13 protein-coding genes are annotated in these 23,776 nt (G+C 44.0%); 3 read left to right on the top strand and 10 right to left on the bottom strand.

The window, feature by feature from the left end:
• Window positions 1-6 precede the first annotated feature (6 nt).
• Window positions 7-570 (bottom strand): ribosome recycling factor, encoded by a 564-nt coding sequence (gene frr, locus DWX23_RS13075; RefSeq protein WP_122374808.1) that lies wholly within the window; start codon window positions 568-570, stop codon window positions 7-9.
• Window positions 571-1,246: 676 nt separating this feature from the next.
• Between frr and DWX23_RS13070 the strand changes: the two genes are divergently transcribed.
• From DWX23_RS13070 to DWX23_RS13060, 3 genes are read left to right on the top strand one after another with little or no spacing between them, the layout of a single operon-like run.
• The gene (locus DWX23_RS13070; protein ID WP_122374807.1) at window positions 1,247-4,438 is read left to right on the top strand and encodes a TonB-dependent receptor; all 3,192 of its coding nucleotides are present in this window, start codon (window positions 1,247-1,249) and stop codon (window positions 4,436-4,438) included.
• 18 nt (window positions 4,439-4,456) lie between these two features.
• Window positions 4,457-6,202: a RagB/SusD family nutrient uptake outer membrane protein gene (locus DWX23_RS13065; RefSeq protein ID WP_122374806.1), complete on the top strand. Its 1,746-nt coding sequence runs from the start codon at window positions 4,457-4,459 to the stop codon at window positions 6,200-6,202.
• 35 nt (window positions 6,203-6,237) lie between these two features.
• Window positions 6,238-7,092, top strand: coding sequence for a hypothetical protein (locus DWX23_RS13060; protein ID WP_147382538.1), 855 nt, complete (start codon window positions 6,238-6,240; stop codon window positions 7,090-7,092).
• 87 nt (window positions 7,093-7,179) lie between these two features.
• Here DWX23_RS13060 and DWX23_RS13055 read toward each other — a convergent pair whose 3' ends face one another.
• The 9 genes from DWX23_RS13055 to DWX23_RS13015 form a co-directional block, all read right to left on the bottom strand.
• On the bottom strand, window positions 7,180-8,346 hold the full coding sequence (locus tag DWX23_RS13055; protein WP_122374804.1) for an MFS transporter: 1,167 nt from the start codon (window positions 8,344-8,346) through the stop codon (window positions 7,180-7,182).
• A gap of 2 nt (window positions 8,347-8,348) precedes the next feature.
• Window positions 8,349-9,218 (bottom strand): carbohydrate kinase, encoded by an 870-nt coding sequence (locus DWX23_RS13050; RefSeq protein WP_122374803.1) that lies wholly within the window; start codon window positions 9,216-9,218, stop codon window positions 8,349-8,351.
• 11 nt (window positions 9,219-9,229) lie between these two features.
• Window positions 9,230-10,846, bottom strand: a complete 1,617-nt coding sequence (locus tag DWX23_RS13045; protein WP_370449237.1) for a DUF4980 domain-containing protein — start codon at window positions 10,844-10,846, stop codon at window positions 9,230-9,232.
• A gap of 166 nt (window positions 10,847-11,012) precedes the next feature.
• Window positions 11,013-12,830: a DUF4980 domain-containing protein gene (locus DWX23_RS13040; protein WP_122374802.1), complete on the bottom strand. Its 1,818-nt coding sequence runs from the start codon at window positions 12,828-12,830 to the stop codon at window positions 11,013-11,015.
• A 31-nt stretch (window positions 12,831-12,861) separates the two neighbouring features.
• Window positions 12,862-14,451 carry a glycoside hydrolase family 32 protein gene (locus DWX23_RS13035; protein ID WP_122374801.1) on the bottom strand — a complete coding sequence of 530 codons (1,590 nt, stop codon included), beginning with the start codon at window positions 14,449-14,451 and terminating at the stop codon, window positions 12,862-12,864.
• An 11-nt stretch (window positions 14,452-14,462) separates the two neighbouring features.
• Window positions 14,463-15,866 (bottom strand): DUF4960 domain-containing protein, encoded by a 1,404-nt coding sequence (locus tag DWX23_RS13030; RefSeq protein WP_122374800.1) that lies wholly within the window; start codon window positions 15,864-15,866, stop codon window positions 14,463-14,465.
• A 26-nt stretch (window positions 15,867-15,892) separates the two neighbouring features.
• Complete coding sequence (locus DWX23_RS13025; RefSeq protein ID WP_122351889.1) at window positions 15,893-17,626, bottom strand: RagB/SusD family nutrient uptake outer membrane protein; 1,734 nt, start codon at window positions 17,624-17,626, stop codon at window positions 15,893-15,895.
• 19 nt (window positions 17,627-17,645) lie between these two features.
• Window positions 17,646-20,753: a TonB-dependent receptor gene (locus DWX23_RS13020; protein ID WP_122374799.1), complete on the bottom strand. Its 3,108-nt coding sequence runs from the start codon at window positions 20,751-20,753 to the stop codon at window positions 17,646-17,648.
• Between the two features lie 169 nt (window positions 20,754-20,922).
• Window positions 20,923-23,625, bottom strand: coding sequence for a substrate-binding domain-containing protein (locus DWX23_RS13015; RefSeq protein WP_122374798.1), 2,703 nt, complete (start codon window positions 23,623-23,625; stop codon window positions 20,923-20,925).
• Window positions 23,626-23,776: the final 151 nt, after the last annotated feature.

Genomic DNA, 23,776 nt, shown 5'->3' with positions numbered 1-23,776 from the left:
TACAAGTTAAACTGTCATTATTTCTTTTTCTTTAGCAGCGTAGAGGTCATCTACCTTTTTAACAAACTTATCATGTATCTTCTGAACTTCCGCTTCCGTATCTTTTGCCACGTCTTCAGGAGTTCCGTCGGCTTTCACACTTTTCTTTATCGATTCGATAGCATCGCGACGTGCATTACGGATACTGATCTTTGCCGTTTCAGCTTCCTGTTTGGATTGTTTTGCCAAATTACGACGACGTTCTTCCGTCAACGGAGGAATACCCAAACGGATCACTTCACCGTTATTTTCTGGAGTGATACCTATTTCAGAATTCATGATCGCTTTCTCAATCTCTTTGATAAGCGGCTTTTCCCAGGGAGTGATAATAATCGTTTTTGCATCCGGAGTAGTAACCGAAGCCACATTTGTCAGAGGAACAAGACCTCCATAATAAGGGACCTTCACTCCGTCAAGAATCTTCGGATTAGCCTTTCCGGCACGGATATGAGCTAACTGTTCGTCAAGATAATCGATTGCGAACGACATTTTCTCTTCTGCTGACTTTACATACTGCTTGATATCTGCCATAACTGATTGATATTTTGTTTTCTGTTTTTTCGATAAACAAAAGTAGTAAAGTTTTTGAACCTGACAAACAAGAACAAAATGATTCGGTATCTTTTCAGGTTTCCTACCATGTTTTTTTGAATTACTATGCATACTAATTCCAATTACTACGGCGACTAATCAGCGGTTGATAACCGTCAGCCGCTTGGCTGATAATTATCGACCGCTTGGCTGACAATCATCAACCGTATGGCTCACAATTATCAGCCGCTAAAAAGTAAAGGATGTCCTGTCCTGAAATAAGTTGACAAAACACCACAGTAAACTTATGTCAGAATAGGATACAGATGGTAAGTTATCCCAAAGGAAGCATATATATTTGAGAAAAACAACATTAAAATATAGAGTTTTTATTTAAAAACTATTTGAATTAGTCTGTGCAGAACTTGGTACATTTAAATTCAATACCCTGATTATATCTCATATATAACTTGTTTTTATAGCATCAAAAAATAGAGCTATACCAACAGGGTAGAAAATAAGAGATGGTAAGTAAAACACACCATAAAACATCATTTTGTAAATTTAAATTTGTTTTTTGATAAAATTTATTATATTTGCATATATAAAGAGGTCACACTAGTAATTCCTTGAAAAACAAATCAGGAAACAGTATATTAAACTATAATTATCCATTATGAAAAAGAAGCTTATATTATTGTTAGGAAGCCTTTTAGCTAGTATCACTCTGGCTCTTGCGCAAAAAATCACAGTAAACGGTACTGTATTCTCGGAAGAAGACAGCGAGCCCATCCAGGGAGCAACCGTATTGATAAAAGGAACGAATATAGGAACAATCACCGATGCAGACGGAAAATTCATTTTATCAAATGTACCAAGTTCTGCACAGACTCTGGTCGTCTCATTTTTAGGTATGCAACCCGAAGAGACAGCGATTAAACCGAATTTAAAAATAGTATTAAAGACAGATGTCCAACAAATGGGTGAAGTGCTTGTCGTTGCCTTCGGAGAACAAAAGAAAGCTGCTTTTACCGGTTCTGCCGGTGTTGTAAAAGCAGAAAACATAAGTACCCGGCAGGTGACGAATGTTGTAGACGCATTGAACGGAAAAGTGGCTGGTGTACAAATGATAAATGCGTCAGGAGCCCCTGATGCAACTCCCGAAATCCGTATTCGTGGTCTTAGCTCGATCAACGCAGGCAAAGACCCGCTAATTATCCTGGACGGAATACCCTATGATGGCGGTTGGAACAATATCAACCCGTCAGACGTAGAATCACTGACCGTCCTGAAAGATGCCGCATCAAATGCCCTGTACGGTGCCCGTGGAGCTAATGGTGTGATCATGATCACGACAAAAAAAGCAAAAGCCGGCGACGCGGTTGTCACATTGGATGCCAAATGGGGGGTTAATACACATGCCGCCAAACTGTATGATTATATTACCGATCCCGGACAATATTACGAACAACATTATCTGGCCCTTTACAATTATTATCAACGTGGACAAGGCCAAAGCGTTTATGATGCACATAAACACGCAAACGAAATGATTCCGCAATCTTCTGCCAACGGCGGATTGGGATATATGATATATAATGTACCGGACGGACAATACCTGATCGGAGAAAACGGACGTCTGAACCCTAACGCAACTTTAGGCAACATCGTTAACTATAACGGACAAGATTACTTATTAACGCCCGACGACTGGCAGAAAGAAGCCTACCGCTCCTCCCTGCGCCAGGAATATAATCTAAACATAAACGGAGGCACGGAGAAACTCCAGTTCTACCTGTCGTTAGGTTATCTTAAGAATGAAGGCGTTGTCTGCAACGCCGACTACGAACGTTATTCCGGTCGTTTAAAAGCCGCCTACCAGGCAAAGAAATGGTTAAAAGCCGGTGGAAATGTCAGTTACACACACAGTATAACAAACGGTATTTCCGGTGTAGACCCCAGCGACTTGAGTTCTACGAATTTATTCGGCCACGTCACTACAATCGCTCCGATCTACCCTCTCTACGTCCGTGATGGCCAGGGGAATATCCTGCAGGATGAAAACGGCAATGTATATGATTACGGAAAAGGCAATAATGCAGGTTTGGAACGTTCCGTGCTCCCCAACACCAACCCGTTACAGACAGACCGGTTAAACACAAATAAAACAAACGGGAATTCCATTAATGCAAGCGGTTTCATGGATATCTCATTCCTGAACGATTTCAAATTCACTCTTAATCTGGGTGTTTCTGATTATGAACGACGAAAAACATCGACTACACAACCCTTCTATGGCTATTATGCCGGACAGGGCGGATATGTCTATACGTACCATTATCGCACTACGACAGTCAACTTCCAGCAATTATTAAATTATAATAAGAAAATTGGCGATCATAGCATTTCTGCTTTGATCGGACATGAAAACTTCAAATACAATTATGCATATGTATGGGGAAGTAAAACAAATATGTATTCTTATTTTGACAACCAGGAACTGGCCGGAGCTATTACTCTGAACGATACTAATTCTAAATCGGAAGATTACAATACAGAAGGTTATTTCTTACGCGGACAATACGACTTCAAGGAAAAATATTTTATCTCCGGCTCTTATCGCCGGGATGCTTCCTCACGTTTCCATCCGGATCACCGCTGGGGAAACTTCTGGTCGGTCGGCGGTGCATGGATTATCAGCAAAGAAGATTGGTTCAAACAAAACTGGATCGACATGCTGAAATATAAAGTATCATACGGCTCACAAGGAAATGACGACATAGGTTATAACAGATATACGGATACCTATGATATCCAGGACTCAGACGGATCGATCTCACTCGTATTCAAAACAAAAGGGAATAAAGAGATAACCTGGGAAACAAACGGGAACTTCAATACAGGCCTCGAATTCGAATTATTCCAGGGACGACTGAACGGAAGTATCGATTATTTTTACCGCAAAACGACTGATATGTTATGCTGGCTAGGTACTCCCCTCTCGATGGGATACAGCGGATATTACGACAATATCGGCGATATGACCAATAAAGGGCTCGAACTGGACCTGACTGTCACACCCATACGGACGAAAGATCTGAATTGGTCGGTCAATCTGAACCTGACCCATTATAAAAACAAGATCACCTATCTGGCTGAAGACAGAAAAGGGACCGAATTAGACGGATATAAAGGTTATCCCAGCAGTAACCAATTTTATGGAGAAGGCCTTCCTATGTATAGCTGGCGTCTAAAAAGATATGCCGGAGTATCCGAAGAAGGGCAACAGATGTGGTATTATACCGACAAAGAGGGAAACGAGCAAAAAACAACAGTGTACAGTGATGCTGACTACCATTTATGCGGAACGGCCCTCCCCGACCTGTACGGAGGTTTCGGGACCAATCTGTCATTTAAAGGAATCGACCTGGGCGTATCCTTCTCTTACTCTATCGGAGGGAAATTCTATGACAAGGACTATGCATCCCTGATGGGGTCGCCTATTGCCGGTTCAACAGGATCTAATATTCACAAAGATATCCTGAACGCCTGGTCGGAAGACAACCAGACATCCAATATTCCACGTTGGCAATATGCAGACACCAATACGACGAGTTCCTCCGACCGTTGGTTAACAGATGCCAGTTGGTTAACTTTACAAAATGTCAATCTGGGATATACGTTCCCCACTAAACTGGTTAAAACTTTATACCTTAACAAGGTACGTGTCTATGTAGCCGGCGACAACCTCTTCTACTGGTCAAAACGAAAAGGTTTCGACCCGCGTAGCAATTTCGAAGGTAACCCGTCCGGATTATCCTACTCGCCTGTCCGGAGTATTTCAGGAGGCATAAATGTCCAGTTCTAATTTGAAAACGAAGTAAAGATGAAAAAAATATCTATAAAAACAATCGCTTTTTGTACAGCAGCCACTTTATTAAGCAGCTGTATTGAAGAGACATTCCCGACAGATGTCGCTTCAACGGAACAAGTAGCAAAGTCGACCACGGCACTGGAAGCCCTGGCAAACGCGACAGCAGCCCATATGAATGCATATAATATTCTGAACAGCACCAGTGCCGGAGCTACAGATTACGGCTATCCTGCCATTATGACCTCGCGGGATGTTATGTGTAACGACTTCCCGGTCAGCAAAACAGGATACGATTATTTTAATAACCCGTGGGGCAGTACGAATTATCTGGGAAATTATTCATATCAACAGATTATCTGGTATTTTTATTACCGATTGATCAACAATGCCCACAGTACCATCCGTACAGTCGACCCGGAAGAAGCGACTGAAGCGGCCAAACAATATCTGGGCAGCTCTCTGGCTTACCGGGCGCTGGCATATCTGGAGTTATCCTGTATGTTCGAATATAAGCACACAGGAGTATCAAGCCTGGATAGTAAAGCCGCAGCCGATAAGATTTACGGCCTTACAGTTCCTATCATAACGGAAAATATATCTGAAGAAGAGGCCAAAAACAACCCGCGTGCTCCTTTCTACAAGATGTACCGTTTTATTCTGAATGACCTCGACAAAGCTGAAGAATATCTGGCCGGTTTTACACGCAAAGCCAGGAACACTCCGGACCTGACAGTTGTCTACGGGTTGAAAGCACGTACCTGGCTGGAGATTGCAACACGTTTCCGGCTTTATCCGGATGACCTATCGACGCAAATGTCTCATGAAAGCGATGCCGAGCTCCAGGATCTGGTCCCTCTGGGAGTAACATCTGCTGAAGGATGCTATGCCAAAGCACTGGAATACGCACGAAAAGCGATCAACTCCGGAGCCTATTCGCCATTGACGGAAGATCAATGGCATAACACGACTTCAGGTTTTAATAAAAGTGATTCGCAAATGTCGTGGATGTTGGGCATCATTATCGGTACCAACTCCATAAACTCAAATTACAAGAATTTTATCGGTAACATATCGCCGGAAACAACATTCGGTGTGGCTAACTATAAGTACAACACATACAGGATGATCAGTAAAAGCCTTTTCGACCAGATACCCGACGGTGACTGGCGAAAAGTAACCTGGATTGCCCCTGAAGATGCCGGAAAAGCTCCTTCGGCCAAATATCACACATTATTAAGCGATGAGAACTGGGCAAAAACACCAGCATACACAGGTTTCAAATTCCGTCCGGGTTCAGGCGAAATGGATACCTACAAAATCGGGGCAGCAACAGACATTCCGGTCATGCGAATTGAAGAAATGTATTTCATCGAAGCAGAAGCACTGGCATTTACACAAGGTATGGAAGCCGGGGTATCCGCACTGGAAAGTTTTATGAACCAATATCGCTACACAGACGGTTCGTATGAATGCGGGCAATTAGCCGGAATAGAAGAGTTTATGGATAAGTTAATAGTACAGAAACGCATCGAATTCTGGGGAGAAGGTATTATCTATTTTGATTACAAACGCCTGGAAATGCAAATAGTCCGCGGATACAAAGGAACTAATCATGTCGCTTCACAACGTTTCAATTCCATTCTGGGATATGTTGCCCCATGGCTTAATATCTATATCACAGAAACGGAAAACAGGATCAACGACAGTGTCATCAATAATCCGGACCCAACCATGGCGATCAAACTCTGGTCTGAATAATCCGTCTATTCTCAAATCAGTAAATGAATAATCTTATGAAAACAATTAAAAACATTATATATCTGTTGACCGGTCTGATTGGATTCGGTTTCACAGGATGCAACGACGATGATTCTTACGAACCCGGTCCGCAAACATCTCCGAACTGCATGCAGGTTTATTTCCTGAGTACGAACGAAGCATCTAAAGTAATCGATGCCTCGGAAGAATATGCCATCACGTTGAAAATAGGGCGCGAACAAACCGCATCTGCCGCATCCGTACCCATTAAAATACTTAGCCAGGACGAAGTGCTCTCCATTCCGACAAAAGTAGAATTTACTGCCGGTCAAAGCATTTCAACTATCAAGATCAGTTTTCCGAATGCTGCAACGGCAACTCCCTATTCTTACCGCCTCGAGATAGACGGCAGCGAATATGCAGATCCCTATTCAATACTCGACGGAGCCAGTAAATTCACAGGTTCGGTATTAGTTGCCAGTTGGGAAGTTGCCATCAAAGAGGCAACGTTCAAATTCGGTTCCATCTTCCCGGCATTCAAACAAGATATCCTGCAAATGGAAGGTACGAACAAATATAAGATCACCAACTATCTGAATTCCGGTACTGATTTTATATTTACATTAGATGCCACCACGAATGTTATCACACCGGCAGGTGGCTATCAATCGAGTGCAACAGCCTGGTATTTCTATAATAATGATACAGAAAAAATCCCTATCCCATGTTACCCTACCGGATCTGAGATTTCCATCAACTCGTTCTACCTGTATTTAGGAGCAAGTTATACTTACCTGAATCTAAAGACAAAGAAAGGACGCTTGTATCATTACAACTTTAACAGTGATGAGACCAAAGGATATAACGCCCTGGATATTAGCTGGGAATAATATAGCAAAGTAGTTTTGAGTTCAGTGCCGGACCATGCAGTCGTATGATCCGGCACTGATTCTATTTGTATGAATCTTACAGGTCCATCAGGCCGATTTCAATTTTGGGCAAAGGAATATCAAATACAATACGCCTATACTCAACACGATCACAGCACCTAGTTGGGAAGCCATCGCATCCGAAAGGAGCCCCATAAACAGAGGAAAAATTGTTCCTCCGAACAATCCCATAATCATCAGGCCGGATATTTCATTCTTCCGTTGCGGCATCGATTGGATAGCCTGAGAGAAGATGATCGAGAATACATTGGAGTTCCCTAATCCGATCAATCCAATACATATATATATGATATCTTTACTCTGGAAAATGGATAGTCCGACCATAGCCGCAGCCATCATCATCACACTGATCCCGAAAAACAGCTTTGCCGACATACGACTCAGGATAATTGCTCCGAGGAAACAACCTGCCGTACGGAAGATAAAATAAAGACTGGTTGCGAACGAAGCATCATGAAGTCCCATTCCGAGACGTTCCATCAATATCTTCGGTGCTGTCGTGTTCGTACCGACATCGATACCGACATGACACATGATCCCGATAAAGCATAATAAGATGAAGGGCTTACCCAACAAGGCAAAACATTCGCTGAATGTAGAAGGTTTCCCTTCCGGTTTCTCTTCTTCTATCTGCGTTGCTCCCAGCAACAGAATAGCGATGACCGCAATGACCATATAGACCGGGAATAACACACGCCATCCAAGACCGAACGAAGGAACTGCTGCCGTTGCTCCCCACATAGCGATATACGGTGCAAGGAAAGAGGCGATTGCCTTTACAAACTGACCGAAAGTAAGGCTACTGGCCAGTTTATCTCCTCGTATCACATTCGAAAGCAATGGGTTAAGTGACGTCTGCATCAATGCATTACCGATACCCAGCAGCGAAAAGGAAATAAGCATCAGCGTATAACCATCGCCAAAAATGGGCAGAAGTAAAGAAAAAAAAGTGACAACCAGGCTTAATAATACAGTCTTTTTCCGCCCGATACGGTTCATCAGCATTCCTGTCGGAACGGAGAAAATAAGAAACCAGAAGAAAACCAGAGAAGGGAAGATATTAGCTTCCGAATCGGTCAACCCGAGGTCTGCCTTTACATAATTAGAGGCAATACCCACCAAGTCCACAAATCCCATAGCGAAGAACGCCAGCATGATCGGGATCAACTTTATATAGAGTCCTTTTTCTTTCATGATCAATCTTTATTAGGATAAGGAGGCCATGCGCCTTCCCGGGTACAAACAAATGCGGCCGTTTCTACAGCGATCTGATGAGCTTCACGCAAGGATTTCCCGGTTAACAGGGAGTAAACAAACGCACCGGAGAAGGAGTCACCGGCACCGACCGTATCGACCACCTCAACTTTAGGTGTCGGGATAGTAGACTGCTCATCCGGCGAATAGATAGAACTGAATGCACTGCCTGCCGTCAGAATGACATATTTCAGATTATATTTCCGCAGCATCTTGCGGCAGACCTCTTCATCCGAGCCCTCCAAATCACACATGCCACGAAGTAAAATCAGTTCTTCATCATTTACTTTAAATACATTCGCTTTGTGGAGCAATGTTTCTATCAGTTCTTTTGAATAGTACGACTGACGGATATTGATATCGAAAAAGCGCAGGGCTTCTTCACGGGCATACGTCAACAAAGACAAAATAGTGTCTTTGGATACCTGTGAACGCAAAGCCAATGTACCGAAACAAATGGCATCTGCTTTCTTTACCAGATCGATCGATTCCTGAGTCAGAGGAATATGATCCCAGGCTACACCTTCAATGATCGTATAGGTCGGAATACCTTCTTTCAATTCGACCATCACACTTCCGGTCGGATATTCCACGATTCCCAGGCTGTTGGAGATATGGTTCTTTTCCAACTCCTGAACAATTTCCGTACCGGACAGATCATTCCCGACAGCACTGATCGCATATCCCTCCGCTCCCATCTGCGTGGCATGATAGACAAAGTTGATCGGGGCTCCTCCGGCTCTTTTTCCGGTGGGCAAAACATCCCAAAGCAATTCACCGATACCGACTACTACTGGTTTATTCTTTTCCATGATTTTATATTTTATTTATTCCAAATAGACTGAAGTTCATAAACTTCCAGGTTCTTCACCTGTATATTATTCCCCCAGAAACGGAAACCGTCTTTATTACTCGGATCAGCCCTTCTTTCCATCGAATAGGAATAGGCACCTCCGTCCACAAACACCTCTACGGAAGTCCTGTCCAGAATAATATCAACGGAAATCTCCATGCTGGTCATATCTTCCGGAGAATAAAAGACTCCGTTCACTTTATTAAAATTCATATCATAATCCAACAGATTCTGTCCATACAGGCTCAATCCGGCATTGGTGGCATGTGACAAAGACAAAGTCGTACGAATACGAAGACTGCCGGTATGATTGTAAAGTTGCAATAACTCTCCGGCTTTTTCTGCCGACAGATCTTTCCACTGTCCTTTCGCTATTTGAAGGGTCTCCAATTCCTTTATCGGCTCACTGAATAAACGAATGCCATCCTTTGTCGTCCGCAGAGATAAAACCGTAGGCAACAACATGGTTCCGTTAAACGGCATTCCCGGATGAGAAATCCGTCCCCAGCCAATCTGTATCCTGCGTCCGTCGCCGGAAGGAATATTGGTAAATGTCTGGGCAGCATAGATCGTTCCGGTTGAATAATAATGTTTACCCGATTCCGGCACGAAAGTCCTGCCATCAAATGAGCCGATCATATAAGTGCCGGAAGCTCCGTACATCACCCATTTCTTATTACCGGTAACTCCATCGACCGGTAACTCGAATAATTCGGGACATTCCCAAAAACCGGTGATATGGCTCTCAAAAGTCCAATGCTTCAGATCGTCCGAATTATAAATGGAATGTCCGTCCCGTTCATTCAGTACCATCACCCATTTACCGGTCGGTTCATACCAAAAGACTTTCGGATCCCGGGTATCATGACTATTCCACTTTGCTTTGGAATCGACAACCGGATTTCCGTCATATTTTGTCCAGGTCCTCCCTTTATCCAGGCTATATGCAATACATTGCACCTGTTTTTCCGGACTATCGGCAGTATAAACAGCAACCATCGCCGGAATATTGCCTTTATTGAAACCAGCCGTATTCTTATAATCGATCACAGCCGATCCTGAAAACATGGTTCCATGTTCGTCCGGGAATAAAGCGATGGGTAACTCTTCCCAATGGATCAGGTCTTTGCTTACAGCATGCCCCCAATGCATATTTCCCCAGTCGCGCTCATAAGGATTATGTTGATAAAACAGATGATACTCGCCTTCATAATAAATCAATCCGTTCGGGTCGTTATTCCATCCCCGGCGTTGAGTATAATGTATTTGCGGACGATTCGTCTCTTTATAAAGACTATCCTGCCCGGCTATTTCATCTGCCTGATAGATCTTATCCATACCGGCGGCATCTCCGCGGTAAGATATTTTTATCTGCTTCCCCTTGAAAGAAGATACATCACAAAACACCCAGTAATCCGGCTCTCCCGATGCCAGTCGGATATCAAAAGAACGGACAGGCTTTCCATCTACAGCCAAAGTCATCACAGCCCGCTCTTTCTGATGAGAAACCGGAAGATTCAGATATTTCTTCGTAATTTTCAGTGTAAGATCTTCTGCGTTCATACTTCCCGAAAGAGTAAACGCCATAACTAATAAAGTTAACAATTTACCGTAATTCATACTGTTTTCATGTTATTAAATTATACTCAAAGTGTATGGCAAAAGTATGATATACTTATAAAATAGACGATAACAAATCACACATAAACTATTACAAACGTCGCTTTACACTGAAAACAAGGCACTATTTCTTCTAAAGAGTTAATTTATATAGCTTCAATGAGGAAACTTTATAAGAACCGTCTTCAGACTGGAAACTGATACGATTGTAAGGAGCATCCGGAAATACCAGATTAGTCATAACGAACTTACCCTCTTCACCGAAGGTCTCTATACTGGACTTATCTACAAACAAACGTATCTGTATCTCCTTCGTTTCAGCAATCGGTGCAACAGTTACAGCCGGGAATTCTTTACTGAAATCTACTTTGCCACTCAGACTACGGTCCATCACAAACAGTTTACGTTTCATATCGTAATACATGTCTACCTTGTTCCCTTTTTCATTTGAGAGGCAGAATTTGACTTTCCCGGCACTTATATTCTTTATTGTCATTTCCAGTTCGTACGTACCGGAATTATCCTTAAGTAATTCCGCGATATCATAAGTGTCGCTTACGTTAAAAGAATGCATCGATACTTTTTCCTTACGGATCTTCTTTATTTCAGGAGACGGAGACGACTTCAAATAAAGCTCTCCTCCCTGATCGTACAAAGTCAGATCACGTGCTATCGTATTCTCTCCCCGATACTGTTTGGTTGGAAGTATAGCCTGATACTGCCAGTTACTCATCCACCCCAATGCTATGCAACGTTCCAGGGGAGCATCGCTCCACGTTACAGTCGCGTAATTATCTTTTCCCCAGTCCAGCCATTTCGTCACTGCCGGCGATTCGTTTACAAATGTTTTACCATCGAAAGAACCGACAAAATATTGGGCGGCACTTCCCCCGAAAGGGCCGCCAGGATTCAGGTTGCAGATCAATACCCATCTCTTCCGACCGGTCCCCTCAACGGGAAGCTCCACCAGATCCGGACATTCCCAGACTCCGCCATGTGCCCCCTGTTTTGCACCGAAAGTACTTTCTTTCTTCCATTCTTTCAAATCGGCAGAGGTATGAATTTCCATCTCCTGACCTACAGCCAACAACATCACCCAATGTTTATCCGGTGCATACCAGAACACTTTCGGGTCTCGAAAATCGCGCTCCGTGGATGTCAATACCGGATTATGTGCATATTTGGTAAATGTATATCCGTTATCCAGACTGTATGCAAGACTCTGTGTCTGGCAATCTCCCCAGGGAGTCGGCTTTGCGGAAGTATAAATGGCAATAACAGCACCGGCTCCGAAACCCGCCGTATTATCATGGTCTACCACGCAAGAACCACTGAATATAGAACCCCAGGCGTCAGGAGACAGCGCTATATCTTCATGTTTCCAGCTTACCAGGTCTGTGCTGGTGGAATGCCCCCAGTGCATGTTTCCCCAGGTCGAACCATAAGGATTGAACTGATAATACAAATGATACACGCCATCCTTATAAAACATTCCGTTCGGATCGTTCATCCACCCGTAAGGCGGTGTATGGTGATAGACAGGACGATAAGACTCACGATTTGTCAGATCGAACGTATCGGATAATTTAATTTCTTTCCAACAAAGAGAGGATTGGGGAACATTCTGCACGTCGATCGCAAGGTCCTTTCCTTCAAACCCGGTCAGGTCCAGCGGCACATAATAATCGACCTTTTCTCTCGCCATACGAACATTCATTCCTTTCACAGCCTGATTATCGACTACGACATACACTTTTCCTTCCGGAGCACTATCCTGAACAGGAAGCAGTACAAACCTTGTCGCCGACTTAACCGACAGGATATTCTGCTCATTGGCAAGATGCCGGATGGTCAGTGAAGTATCTGCCGCATTGACTATGGATGCTATTCCCAATAAGAATCCCATACATGCCGTTTTTAGTTTATAGATATACTGATCGTGTGTTTTCATGGTACGTTTATTCTTTTGATGTTCTACTTACTTAATAATAGCTAATCTTCAGATTACTCACTTCCACAGTTCCCGAATAACAATTGACAGACCATGTATTTTGCTGTACACCATAAATACGGTTTGTATAAGCCACGTTATCATTTATATAAATCACACAAACCGAATTATCCGTACAAACGGTCACGTTATATACATGATCCGTAGGAGTCTCGAACAGATAACCATCTATTCCGGCGATAAAACCTTTACCGTTCTCACCTTCCTCTTCAAAATTTATTTTCCGTTTATTACCGTTGTCTTCCGGATTCAGAACTACCGAATAATACTTTTCTGAATCGGTGCCACGAACAAAGGAGAAACCGAATTTATCCGCATTACCGGCAGTTTTCACCGTAAACGATATCTTGTTATGTACATTCAAACGATTGAAAAGAACATACGAACTACCTGTCAACGTGTAACTACCACCATTTTCAGATACACTGTTACTTTTCTCCATCACCTTTACGGTCGATTCCGTTGTAAACTTATTACCAATGCCGTCTATTAACCCAAAAGATAATGTACCGTCTGCATGCTGAATAATTTTATGGGCGACAAGGTTTCCTGCCCACTCCGGTTCATTATTCGCACCGACATCCGTATTATCATTGCCCGGACGTGTCGGACACCATCCCCAAATATAACGATTTGTTCCATCCGAAGCCGTTTTTCCGGCATAAAAAGCACGTGAATCCAGAACACCTTCTTTATTATCCGGAAAGGCAAGAGGATCGGTTGTATTTTTCAACTCATCCAACGTACGGCCTTTAAAATACTGTACCTTACGGGAGTATTTCGACATATCCGAATAAACCAGATACCACCAGTCTCCCATCTTGAAAACGTCGGGACATTCATAGAAGCGATCCCAGTGCATTGACATAAATATACCTGCATGTTCCCAGTTATTCATATCGGCAGACGTATATTCAGCCAATACTCCTTTCCCATCTTTGGTCGTAGAAACAAGCATATGATATTTTCCGTCTTCTCCTTCAAAAACATACGGGTCACGAAAATCATTTTTGCTATAACCATTGATATCTCCCTTCAGATAAAAAGAGCGGTTCTTTGTCCAGGTTTTAAAGTCAGGAGAAGTCGCCACCATCACAACCTGACCGTTATCGGCAGACGTAGGACGATATTTATTGCCTGTATAGAATGTGTAATACAATTTATCGGCCGGATTATAAATCGTACTGCCCGTACCGATAGCAGCATCCTGCTCCGCCAAACCTCCGCAAGAGATCAGTTCTCCCAACGCCGTATATGAAGCCGCATCTTCAGTGCTTAACGCCCAGACAGGATGGTAAGTTCCGGCCTGATTCGGCCGGAATTCCTGTAAGTACATTATTTTAAAGTCTCCTGCAACCGGGTCGTAAAAAGGCATCGGGTCGCCTACATAACCGGCATAAGGTTTATAATAAGTATCAAAACTCATAGCATCGGTCGGAGCGAAATAAGTCGTGGTTCCATCCCAGTCTTTCTGTGTCAGGACCGGATCGTTGTCGTCACTGCAACCGACAAATGATGTCAGTAAGGCAGTCAGGGCAAATGAATATATCATTGTTCTCATAATTTAATTTTTTATTTACTCATTAAATAGTTGATTGCATTCTCTGTCATCCGGCCAACATTCCCGTGATATTTGTCACCCGAAGCATCTACCCCGAAGGCATACCAATCGTAGCAACCGGAACCGATACAGACAATTCCGCCTTTGGTTTCTTCCGGCAGGTATTCCCAAACCACAATAGCACCGTCACCGCCATAACCCAGATCGACTCCGCCGGTCTTTTCTCTCCATACATCATTATTATCATAGCCGCCCCAGTCAGAGCCGATATGCCATTGTGCCGTACTGTTGGTTATCCTGTATCCGGCATCACAGGTGTAAACCTTATCATTTTCACCGCTATTCATGATCAGGTTCTGATAGATAGGATGAGATTCGTGTCCTGCGATAAAGAAGTTCCACGGACCTCCGGCTATTTCACCCGATTCTTCCGACTGTCCCCAACAGTTATTCGGATTGTTCCCGTCTTTAGTCGCTCCCAGTTTAGCCGCATAATAGGTCGCATAACGGGTCAACAACAAATTCATACCGTCATTGTACAACTCTTTCATCCTGACTAAAGCATTAACAGCCTGCGGAGCCGCTTTATCGAATTTGTCCATCGTATCGATGCCTCCGTCGATATGCAGATGCCACCACATCAGTTTACATTCACTTAAATCGATTCTTCCTGCCTGAACATCTTCAAAAGAGATGTATTGTGAATTTGCAATATTATTCAGCATCCAGGTTGCCGCTTCTTTCTCTTCTGCATTCAACTGGTCCATGGATGCAGCCAAACCGACATATATGGCACTTGGGGCATCCGTAGGAATAACCGTTACTTTATAAACCGCCGAAGCCGTGTTATATGTTACTTTGAAATCGACAGGATCGGTAAAATCGACAGCCTGACCGGAAGCCGGAGTTACAAGGGCATCTTCCGACGTCGTTATCACCGGCACCAGATTCCTCACATCCACAGTTCCCGGAACACGCACGGTAATAGTATGGTTAGTCTGGTCGATTACCCCGGCATACGTATCATTCAACTTGAAAGAGATTATCTTAGCCTCATCATGTTTTATCTGAACTGTAAAATCCAGAAAAACATCTCCATTTGAAACCTTAATTACCTGAGGGAAAGAGAAATTTACCATATCGCCCGGCTGTATGGAAGTGACAGCACCCTCAGAAGCCTCAATAGCCGTAACCTTCATGGCGTCCGTTTGATATATTTCGGGAACCGCCACTGTTACCGTTTTTGTCGTCCGGTCTATGATTCCCTGGTAATTATCATCCAGTTCAAGAACCGTCAGCCAGGTATCCCCATCCAACTGAAGATCGGATTTATTGTCATCACTACATCCCGGAAGAACAAACAGTATCGTAAATCCCAGAAGAAGCAAACTGATTTTATTTATCATTGATTTCATATGTTTATGCTTTAAAAAGATTATTATTACCAGCCTCCACAGTTCTGTGTATAGTTGCCATTGCTGGCACTCATCTGGGCAAACGGAATCGGTAAATACTCATTCTTATTCTTTGTGAATAAAGCGTTCGAATAGATTGTACAATCATTGGCTTCCTCTGCATAGAACTTATTCAATACCTCAGCAGCCTCTCCCCATCTGACCAGGTCGAAGAAACGCTCCGATTCCATCGCCATCTCTACACGACGTTCGAACTTCAATAATTTGAGGGCATCCTGCTGCGGGTAAGTTCCGGCGTAAGGTTGCACATTAAAACGTACGCCATATTCCAGTTCATAATCCGAGATCGAAGACGTGCTCTGCCTGGCGCGGTTACGTACCTGGTTGATCAGGTCTATAGCCTCATTGATACGGCCGTCGTTCAACTGGATCAATGCTTCGGCGCGCATCAACAATACATCCGCATAACGCAATACGATCCGGTTCATCGGAGATCCCCACCAGGATCCTTTTATCAGATAACCTCCATCAGGATCTACATTCTGTTTCAAAGTCACGTAATAACCATAAAGTCCGTTACTACGGCTCCAGGTTGTAGATTCGTCCATCATGTATTTCTTATTGAAAGCATAAGGGAATCCGGGCATTCCGACAGTCAGGAACAAACGAGGGTCTGCATAATCCGACTGCGAGTCATAATCTTTGCTGTTAAAAGAATCGAATACCGGATGTCCGGCCGCATCTGTCCTGAATGCGTTCACCAGGTTCTGGCTCGGTTTATAGAAATCGCAACCTCCGTCAGTCACTCCGGGTATATTCGGCACGATCAACCCGTAAGACCAGTTACAGTTACCGTTATTTGTCCCGTCATTCATGGAATACTGCATTGCCCATAAAGATTCCGGTCCATTCTCATACTGAGGTTCCGGACGGAAGTTTGAATGGAAATCCGGCTCCAGCGCACAACCTCCAGCCGACATAATCGCATTCTCCGTATATTTCACCACCTGAAGCAAATCTTCAGAACTGATCCCCGTAACTTCATGAGATCCTGCGTTATCCTGATGATACGCCTTGTAGAGATAAGTCTTTGCCAGGTATGCTGCCGCTGCTGCTTTTGCCGGACGTCCTTTTTCCGCTTGTTTTACAGGCAGATTCTCATAAGCAAACAGAAAATCATCGGCGATTTGTTGCCAGCCTTCATCGTTTGTATAGGTCGTATTCGACAAATAATTGTATTCTTCGGGCGATAAGTTTGCATCGTTGGCAAATACAATCTGTTTGTACAGGCGTTTCAGTAAGAAATGACCATGTCCGCGCAGAAAGCGCATTTCTGCAATACGTTCCTGCTTCAACGAATAATTGGTTCCATCTACCTGTTCGAGCAACTGCAATGCAGTGTTGACACGCGAAATACAGTTATACAGGCGTTGCCACATGTCGCTGATATTCCAGGCAGTGGTCATGATACCCTGTGAAACGTCCAAAGCATGAAACACATCTCCGTCTTCCGTACCGTTTCCTCCTTTATAAGCGTCATCCGAACGTACGTCGTAGTTCCACATAGAGAAAGAGGAATTGATATCTTCGGCCGTGATCCATACCGCATAAGCCGATATAACCAGATTGTCTACATAAGCAGGATCTTTCAGCTGTTCGTCACTGATCGTACCCTGAGGCACCTGATCTTCCAGAAAGTCGGAGCAACTACTGCACATCAAGGTTAGCCCTAAAATTGTTGTATATATTATTCTTTTCATGATAAACCGATTTATTGTATTAAAAACCTACGTTAATGCCAAATGTCAAATTCATCGGAATAGGATAACCATAGTTTGCATTTTCCGGATCCACTCCCGTAAAACTCTTGCTCTTGATCGTCAGTGCATTCTGAGCACTTAAATAAAAGCGTAATCGTTCCATCTTTATTTTTCTGGTTAAAGACTGCGGCAGATTATAGCCTAACTGGATATTACGCAGTTTCAGGAAAGAACCGTTTTCCACGAAATAGGTGGAAACCCGTTTTTCATTATTCAAATCGCTGCGTGATAATGCTGGAATATCCGAACCGGAATTAGTTGGCGTCCAGGCATCCAGTACCCGCCTGCCTTTATTCAGGAAACCGATATTCAACCCACTCCACAAATCCGTTTCTTTTTTCAGGTCGCTGATGACATCTACTCCCTGAACGCCTTGCCAGAACATGGTAAGATCGAAATTCTTATACTCCAGATAGATATTCAAGCCATAGCTGAATGCGGGAGTAGGGTCGTAAATCCATTGCTGATCTTTTTCATTGATCACACCGTTATTATCCAGATCGCGCCAGCGGATACGTCCTAGACCGGCCCCCTCCTGCGTTGCGTGGTTATCAATTTCTTCCTGCGATCTGAAAATGCCGTCAGCGACATAACCCACCTGCGAACCGTTGGCATGTCCTATCACGCTCTGCACACCGTTACCTCCAAAAGTACCGTTTGCCGCAACCGTGGCCGGTAATGCGGTAACTTCATTCCTGTAAGTAGAGATATTCGCACTCAGATCATATTTCAAACCGAAAGAGGTCGTATTACGGTAACCCAGATTAAATTCAAAACCGACGTTTTTCATTTCTCCGGCATTGATCCACTGAGTACTGCCTTCACCCATAGCGGCAATACCGGCCATTTCAACCAGAATATCTGTTGTCTTTTTATGGAACCAGTCGAGCGAACCGTACAATGTCTGATCGAGAAGAGAAAAGTCAACCCCCAGATTAGTCTGTGCAGTCGTTTCCCATTTGATATCATCATTACCGATCTGATTCCGTTTAAATCCGGACTGAAGGATACTTCCGCCATTGGTTCCGGCAATATCATAAGAAGTCCCGTAGCTTTGACCTCCCGACTCCGTAACGCCGTAATTAGGAACATAGATCGTATGCCGGGCTATATTGGAGATTTCCTGATTACCCGTCTGCCCCCATGAAGCACGAACTTTCAGATCGTCGAGCCAGGTAATGCTTTCCATAAACTTTTCACGTTTCAAACGCCATCCCACAGAGAAAGAAGGAAAAGTGGCGTACCGGTTGTTCTTTCCGAAGCGGGAAGAACCGTCATGACGTACGGTTAAAGAGACCAAGTATTTATCGTCATAAGCATAATTGAATTTCCCGAAATAGGAAACCAACGAATATCCTTCGGCTATACCGTAAGCCTGAGCCGTTCCCGAACCGGCATTCGGCCACATATAATCAGGGGTAAGAATAGAGAAATCTTCTTTATAACCGGAGAAACTCATATCATCTTCCCGGTTAAGCTCCATACCGACCATAGCGTCGCCACGATGTTTACCCACTTCCAGATTATAGGTTGCGATCGCATTCCACATCCATTTCGTCCAGTGTTCCTGTTTTGCCTCGACAGCATTTTTATCGTTTGCCACATTTCCTTCGGTAATCGGATAAGTAAAAATACGCTGTGCTTTCTGGGCATAATCCAATCCGAAAGTGGAGCGGAGATTAAAGCCTTTGAACGGATTCAGGTTTATATAAGCATCACCGAACATACGCCAGTAGGTATAACGGTTATCCGAATTACGTTCGAGTCTTGCTACCGGATTTTCACGATCGGGATATCCTCCTACCGGGCCGGCATATTCTCCGTTAATAGTATATACAGGCAAAGAGGGATTGAATTGCAATACATTCTGCAGGAAGCCACCCGGAGCCTGTACTTCAGAAGTACGATTCAAGGTAAAATGTTCACCGATCGTCAGGACTTTCCCTATCAGATTATAATCAGAGTTCATACGGGCTGAGATACGCTCGAAATCAGACTCTTTAATAATACCCAGGTTTTTATAGTAACCCAAAGAGAAGAAAGAACTTCCTTTTTCAGAGCCGTTGCTTACCGATACATTATATTGTTGTATAATACCGGTACGGGTCGTTTCGTCAAACCAGTCGGTATCCGCTGCCGGAACCGTATTGGCCGCATCCAGATATTTAGACATGCTGATACCGTTTAGCAACGGGTAACCGTTCGGATCATATCCCCAATTATATTTGTAACCCAAGGCATTGGTATTGGGATCCTGTCCTTCATTGACATAAGCCTGCCACATGGCACGGCCATACTGTTCGGTATTCAGCACCTCCATTTTATTCGTGTACATAGAAGCAGCAACCGATGCGTCGAAGTTGATCTTCAACTGTCCTTCCTTCCCCTTTTTAGTCGTAATGATGATTACCCCGTTTGCGGCTCTCGAACCGTAGATGGAAGCGGAAGCGGCATCTTTCAGAACCTGAATGGATTCGATATCATTCCCATTCAGCTCATGCATGCCGGCTTTCGTCGGTACTCCGTCGATAATATAAAGAGGATCGTTGTTATTTAACGTCCCGATACCGCGAATACGGATCGTGGTGTTTCCGCTCGGATTACCGTCGGCTGTAATATTCATACCCGGGACACGTCCTTGCAATGCTTTCATAGGGTTGTTTTCATTTTGCTTTGCAATATCGTCCATGCTGACCACCGATATGGCACCGGTCAGATCAGCTTTCCGCTGGGTGGTATAACCTGTTACGACCACTTCTTCCAATGCCTGCGAATCGTCTTCCATAACGATCTCCATCTCCGGAGCAGCCTTCAACGTGATTGTCTTATAACCTATATAAGATATGGTCAATGATGAGCCGGCCGGCACATCCAGTGTAAATTTACCATCCAGGTCGGATACGATCCCATTTGTGGTTCCTGTCTGCACAATAGAGGCACCGATAACAGGATATCCGTCTGATTTGGCTGTGATAACACCTTTTACAGACACCTGTTGTGCGTAAACTGTCTGTATAAAAAATAACAGGCAGACACTGAGGCACCATTTAGTGAGTGATGTTTTCATGTGTTTAAATTTATTTGTTGAACAATTATTTTCGACAAAAATACCACCCGCCTGAACAGCCGACGATCACAATCCTGCTCAAGTCGATAATAAATGTAACATCTGTAAGAAAAAGCCTACAGCATGCGACATTTGTCATAATCAGATGACATTTGTTATATTTTCAATCTTACTGGAATTCGGAAGGAGTCATATTATACACCGCTTTAAAACATTTCGAGAAATAAGCGGGAGAAGAGAAACCTGTCTGATAGGCTATCTCGCTGACTGAATATTGTTTTTGTTTAAGTAACTGTGCCGCTTTTCCCAGGCGGTAATTACGAAGAAAGTCGACAGGAGTCGTTCCGGTCAGTTCTTTTATCTTACGGTGTAAATGCCCGCGTGACAGGCCCAGGGTGTCACTTAGTTTTTCGACGTTAAATTCCGGGTCCGTATAAATTTCTTCTATACGTGTCACAAATTTACGAAGGAAAAGGTCATCCATATTTTCCACTTTCTCCGGCTCTGACATCAGCAGGTTGCTATCCTGCAATTTATGCAACAGCTGTTCCCGCAAGCGTCTGCGTTCTTCCAGGATACGGACAATGCGGATCTTCACATAGTTGATCCGGAACGGTTTCTGGATATAACCGTCCGCACCGCCTGAGATACCGTACATCCGCTGACGTTCGTCAGACAAAGCCGTCAGGAGAATCACCGGTATATGGCTTGTCAGCAAATCCGTCTTTATCGACCGGCATAACTCAAAACCATTCATTTCCGGCATCATTACATCGCTTAACACCAACGAGACTTCCTCATCCTGCAAAATTGCCAAAGCGACTTTTCCATTGGTAGCTGTCAGAACACGGAAGTTAGCGGACAGCTCTTTTTCCAGGAAACTCCGCACCTCATCGTCGTCCTCCACAATAAGAATCGTATAAGGATACTCCTTGCTTACCAACGCTTTTTCTTCCGAATCATCCAACTGGGAGGCATCATAAGCCAGCAGCGAGACAGGCGTTTCCGTTATGTAATCCCCTTTCAGTTCTTTTTTATCTTTTCTGAGACTGACGGTAAATAAGGACCCTTTACCCAATGTACTATCGACAGACACCTTTCCATTGTGCATCCGGACATATTCATCCACCAAATGAAGGCCGATACCGGTACCAACCCGGCCATTCTCCGAATAAAAGCGGTTGAATAAATAAGGTATATTTTCCTCTTTTATACCACAGCCGCTATCTTCGACACCAATCTCCACCCATTCTCCTTTATCGTAAAGGGACACACGGATCTTTCCTCCTTCGGGAGTGAATTTGAAAGCATTGGACAGCAGATTAACCAAAACTTTCTCCATCAGGTCGGCATCCATCCAGACAGTACACTCTTTCATCTCCGGGAAGAATGTATAATCGATGGAACGTACCTTCGCCATACTGTTGAAATAAGACTTCAGCTCGCTGACAAAAGAGACGATCTCGACTTCGCGGATCTTTAGTGTCTCCTGTTTATTCTCCACTTTCCGGAAATCCAGGATCTGATTGATCACCCTGAGCAAACGGCCTGCATTCTTATGGATCAGTTCCAGATCGGATATATAGGGCGAATCATGCAACAAATTAAGCAGCTTGTCCAGTGGGCCGAGTATCAGAGTTAACGGAGTACGTACTTCATGGGAGATATTCGTAAAGAACTGCAATTTAGAAGCTGTCACCTGTTCTATCTCTGCATTCAGCGAAATCAGTTTACGCCGTTGCTCCTCTTCTTTTTTATTGATCTCATGCAATTCATGGTTCTTAATACGCACCTTCCGGTTGATAAAGAAGACATAGACAGATAAAGAAATAAGCCCGATCATCAAAAGCATGATAATCCCCAGCGAATCCTGCAAGAAATAAAAGCGGTTCAGGAGTTCGAGCATACGATTCCTTTGCGTCTCTATGCGCTGCTGATAATTGCTCAGCCGCTCGGATTGGAGCAGAAGGGTTTGAGCAGCCGCCTGATCTACCTGGCCGCTAAGCAAAGGGATATATTTATCCACCTGTTCCCCTCTTATCAACTGCATGGCGGTCCGTATAACCTGTTCCCCTCCGGTCGGGTAAAGGAAAGAAGCATTGATCCGCCCGTCTGCCACAGCCTCCAGCCCGGCATGTGCAACGGCATCCATCCCGATGATATGCAACTCCCGGCCGCGAACGGAGTCCAAAGCCAGGAAACGTTCACGTGCGGCAATCGCCATCATGTCGTTATGGGAATACACAAAATCTACCGGCTGGGAAAAATCGATATCTTTCAGACATTTTACCGCCACATCATACCGCCAGTCTCCTTCTATCGGACGAAAAGCCAGGTCTGTCCGGTCTTTCAATGCAGCCTGAAAACCTTTATGACGTTCCTGAGCCGGAGAAGAAGCCATCATACCCCATATTTCAAGTATAGTAGCATGTGGCGGCAAATATCTGGCAGCATACCTGCCCGCAGTAAAACCAAGTTCATAATTATCGGCACCGACAAAAGTGGTATATTGGTCCGTATTGACTTTCCGGTCGGTAATAATAGTCGGAATACCTGCCCGGTAGGCCTCTTCCGCCACTCCCGTAATCGGGTCGGACTGGAAAGGAGAGATGATCAGTATATCCACTTTTTGAGCGATCAGCTCACGAATCTGTTTAATCTGACGATCGTTGTTGCTGTCGGCGTCTTTTATCACCAATTGGATATTATCATAATTGGATGCTTCGATCTCCACTTCCCGGATCATCTCCTGCCGCCAGGCATCATCCAACATACATTGGGAAATTCCTATCACATACTTCTTCTCCTTATCGGTATGGTTGCAACCGACAAGAAGATTTAAAAGAAGTAGTATCGATAAGATATGCCTCATGGCTTACAATTATGGTTTTTATCATATTTTGACCCTATAACGGAATCTGTTTTATCCTTACCTGAATGCTGTGCCATAACTGTGGCAGTCTTGTGCCATAACTGTGGCAGTCTTGTGCCATAACTGTGGCACTACCCTGTCACTACTATGA

Origin of the sequence: Parabacteroides sp. AF18-52 (assembly GCF_003479145.1) — a bacterium.
In the GTDB taxonomy this organism is placed as follows: domain Bacteria; phylum Bacteroidota; class Bacteroidia; order Bacteroidales; family Tannerellaceae; genus Parabacteroides; species Parabacteroides faecis.
This window is presented reverse-complemented; position numbering and strand designations above follow the sequence as displayed.

What these genes read in the sequence shown, in the direction of transcription:
- DWX23_RS13035 (WP_122374801.1), bottom strand. Translation starts at nt 14,451, where the DNA reads ATGAGAACAATGATATATTCATTTGCCCTGACTGCCTTACTGACATCA.
- DWX23_RS13055 (WP_122374804.1), bottom strand. Translation starts at nt 8,346, where the DNA reads ATGAAAGAAAAAGGACTCTATATAAAGTTGATCCCGATCATGCTGGCG.
- DWX23_RS13065 (WP_122374806.1), top strand. Translation starts at nt 4,457, where the DNA reads ATGAAAAAAATATCTATAAAAACAATCGCTTTTTGTACAGCAGCCACT.
- DWX23_RS13070 (WP_122374807.1), top strand. Translation starts at nt 1,247, where the DNA reads ATGAAAAAGAAGCTTATATTATTGTTAGGAAGCCTTTTAGCTAGTATC.
- DWX23_RS13060 (WP_147382538.1), top strand. Translation starts at nt 6,238, where the DNA reads ATGAAAACAATTAAAAACATTATATATCTGTTGACCGGTCTGATTGGA.
- DWX23_RS13045 (WP_370449237.1), bottom strand. Translation starts at nt 10,846, where the DNA reads ATGGCGTTTACTCTTTCGGGAAGTATGAACGCAGAAGATCTTACACTG.
- frr (WP_122374808.1), bottom strand. Translation starts at nt 570, where the DNA reads ATGGCAGATATCAAGCAGTATGTAAAGTCAGCAGAAGAGAAAATGTCG.
- DWX23_RS13015 (WP_122374798.1), bottom strand. Translation starts at nt 23,625, where the DNA reads ATGAGGCATATCTTATCGATACTACTTCTTTTAAATCTTCTTGTCGGT.
- DWX23_RS13030 (WP_122374800.1), bottom strand. Translation starts at nt 15,866, where the DNA reads ATGAAATCAATGATAAATAAAATCAGTTTGCTTCTTCTGGGATTTACG.
- DWX23_RS13040 (WP_122374802.1), bottom strand. Translation starts at nt 12,830, where the DNA reads ATGAAAACACACGATCAGTATATCTATAAACTAAAAACGGCATGTATG.
- DWX23_RS13050 (WP_122374803.1), bottom strand. Translation starts at nt 9,218, where the DNA reads ATGGAAAAGAATAAACCAGTAGTAGTCGGTATCGGTGAATTGCTTTGG.
- DWX23_RS13025 (WP_122351889.1), bottom strand. Translation starts at nt 17,626, where the DNA reads ATGAAAAGAATAATATATACAACAATTTTAGGGCTAACCTTGATGTGC.
- DWX23_RS13020 (WP_122374799.1), bottom strand. Translation starts at nt 20,753, where the DNA reads ATGAAAACATCACTCACTAAATGGTGCCTCAGTGTCTGCCTGTTATTT.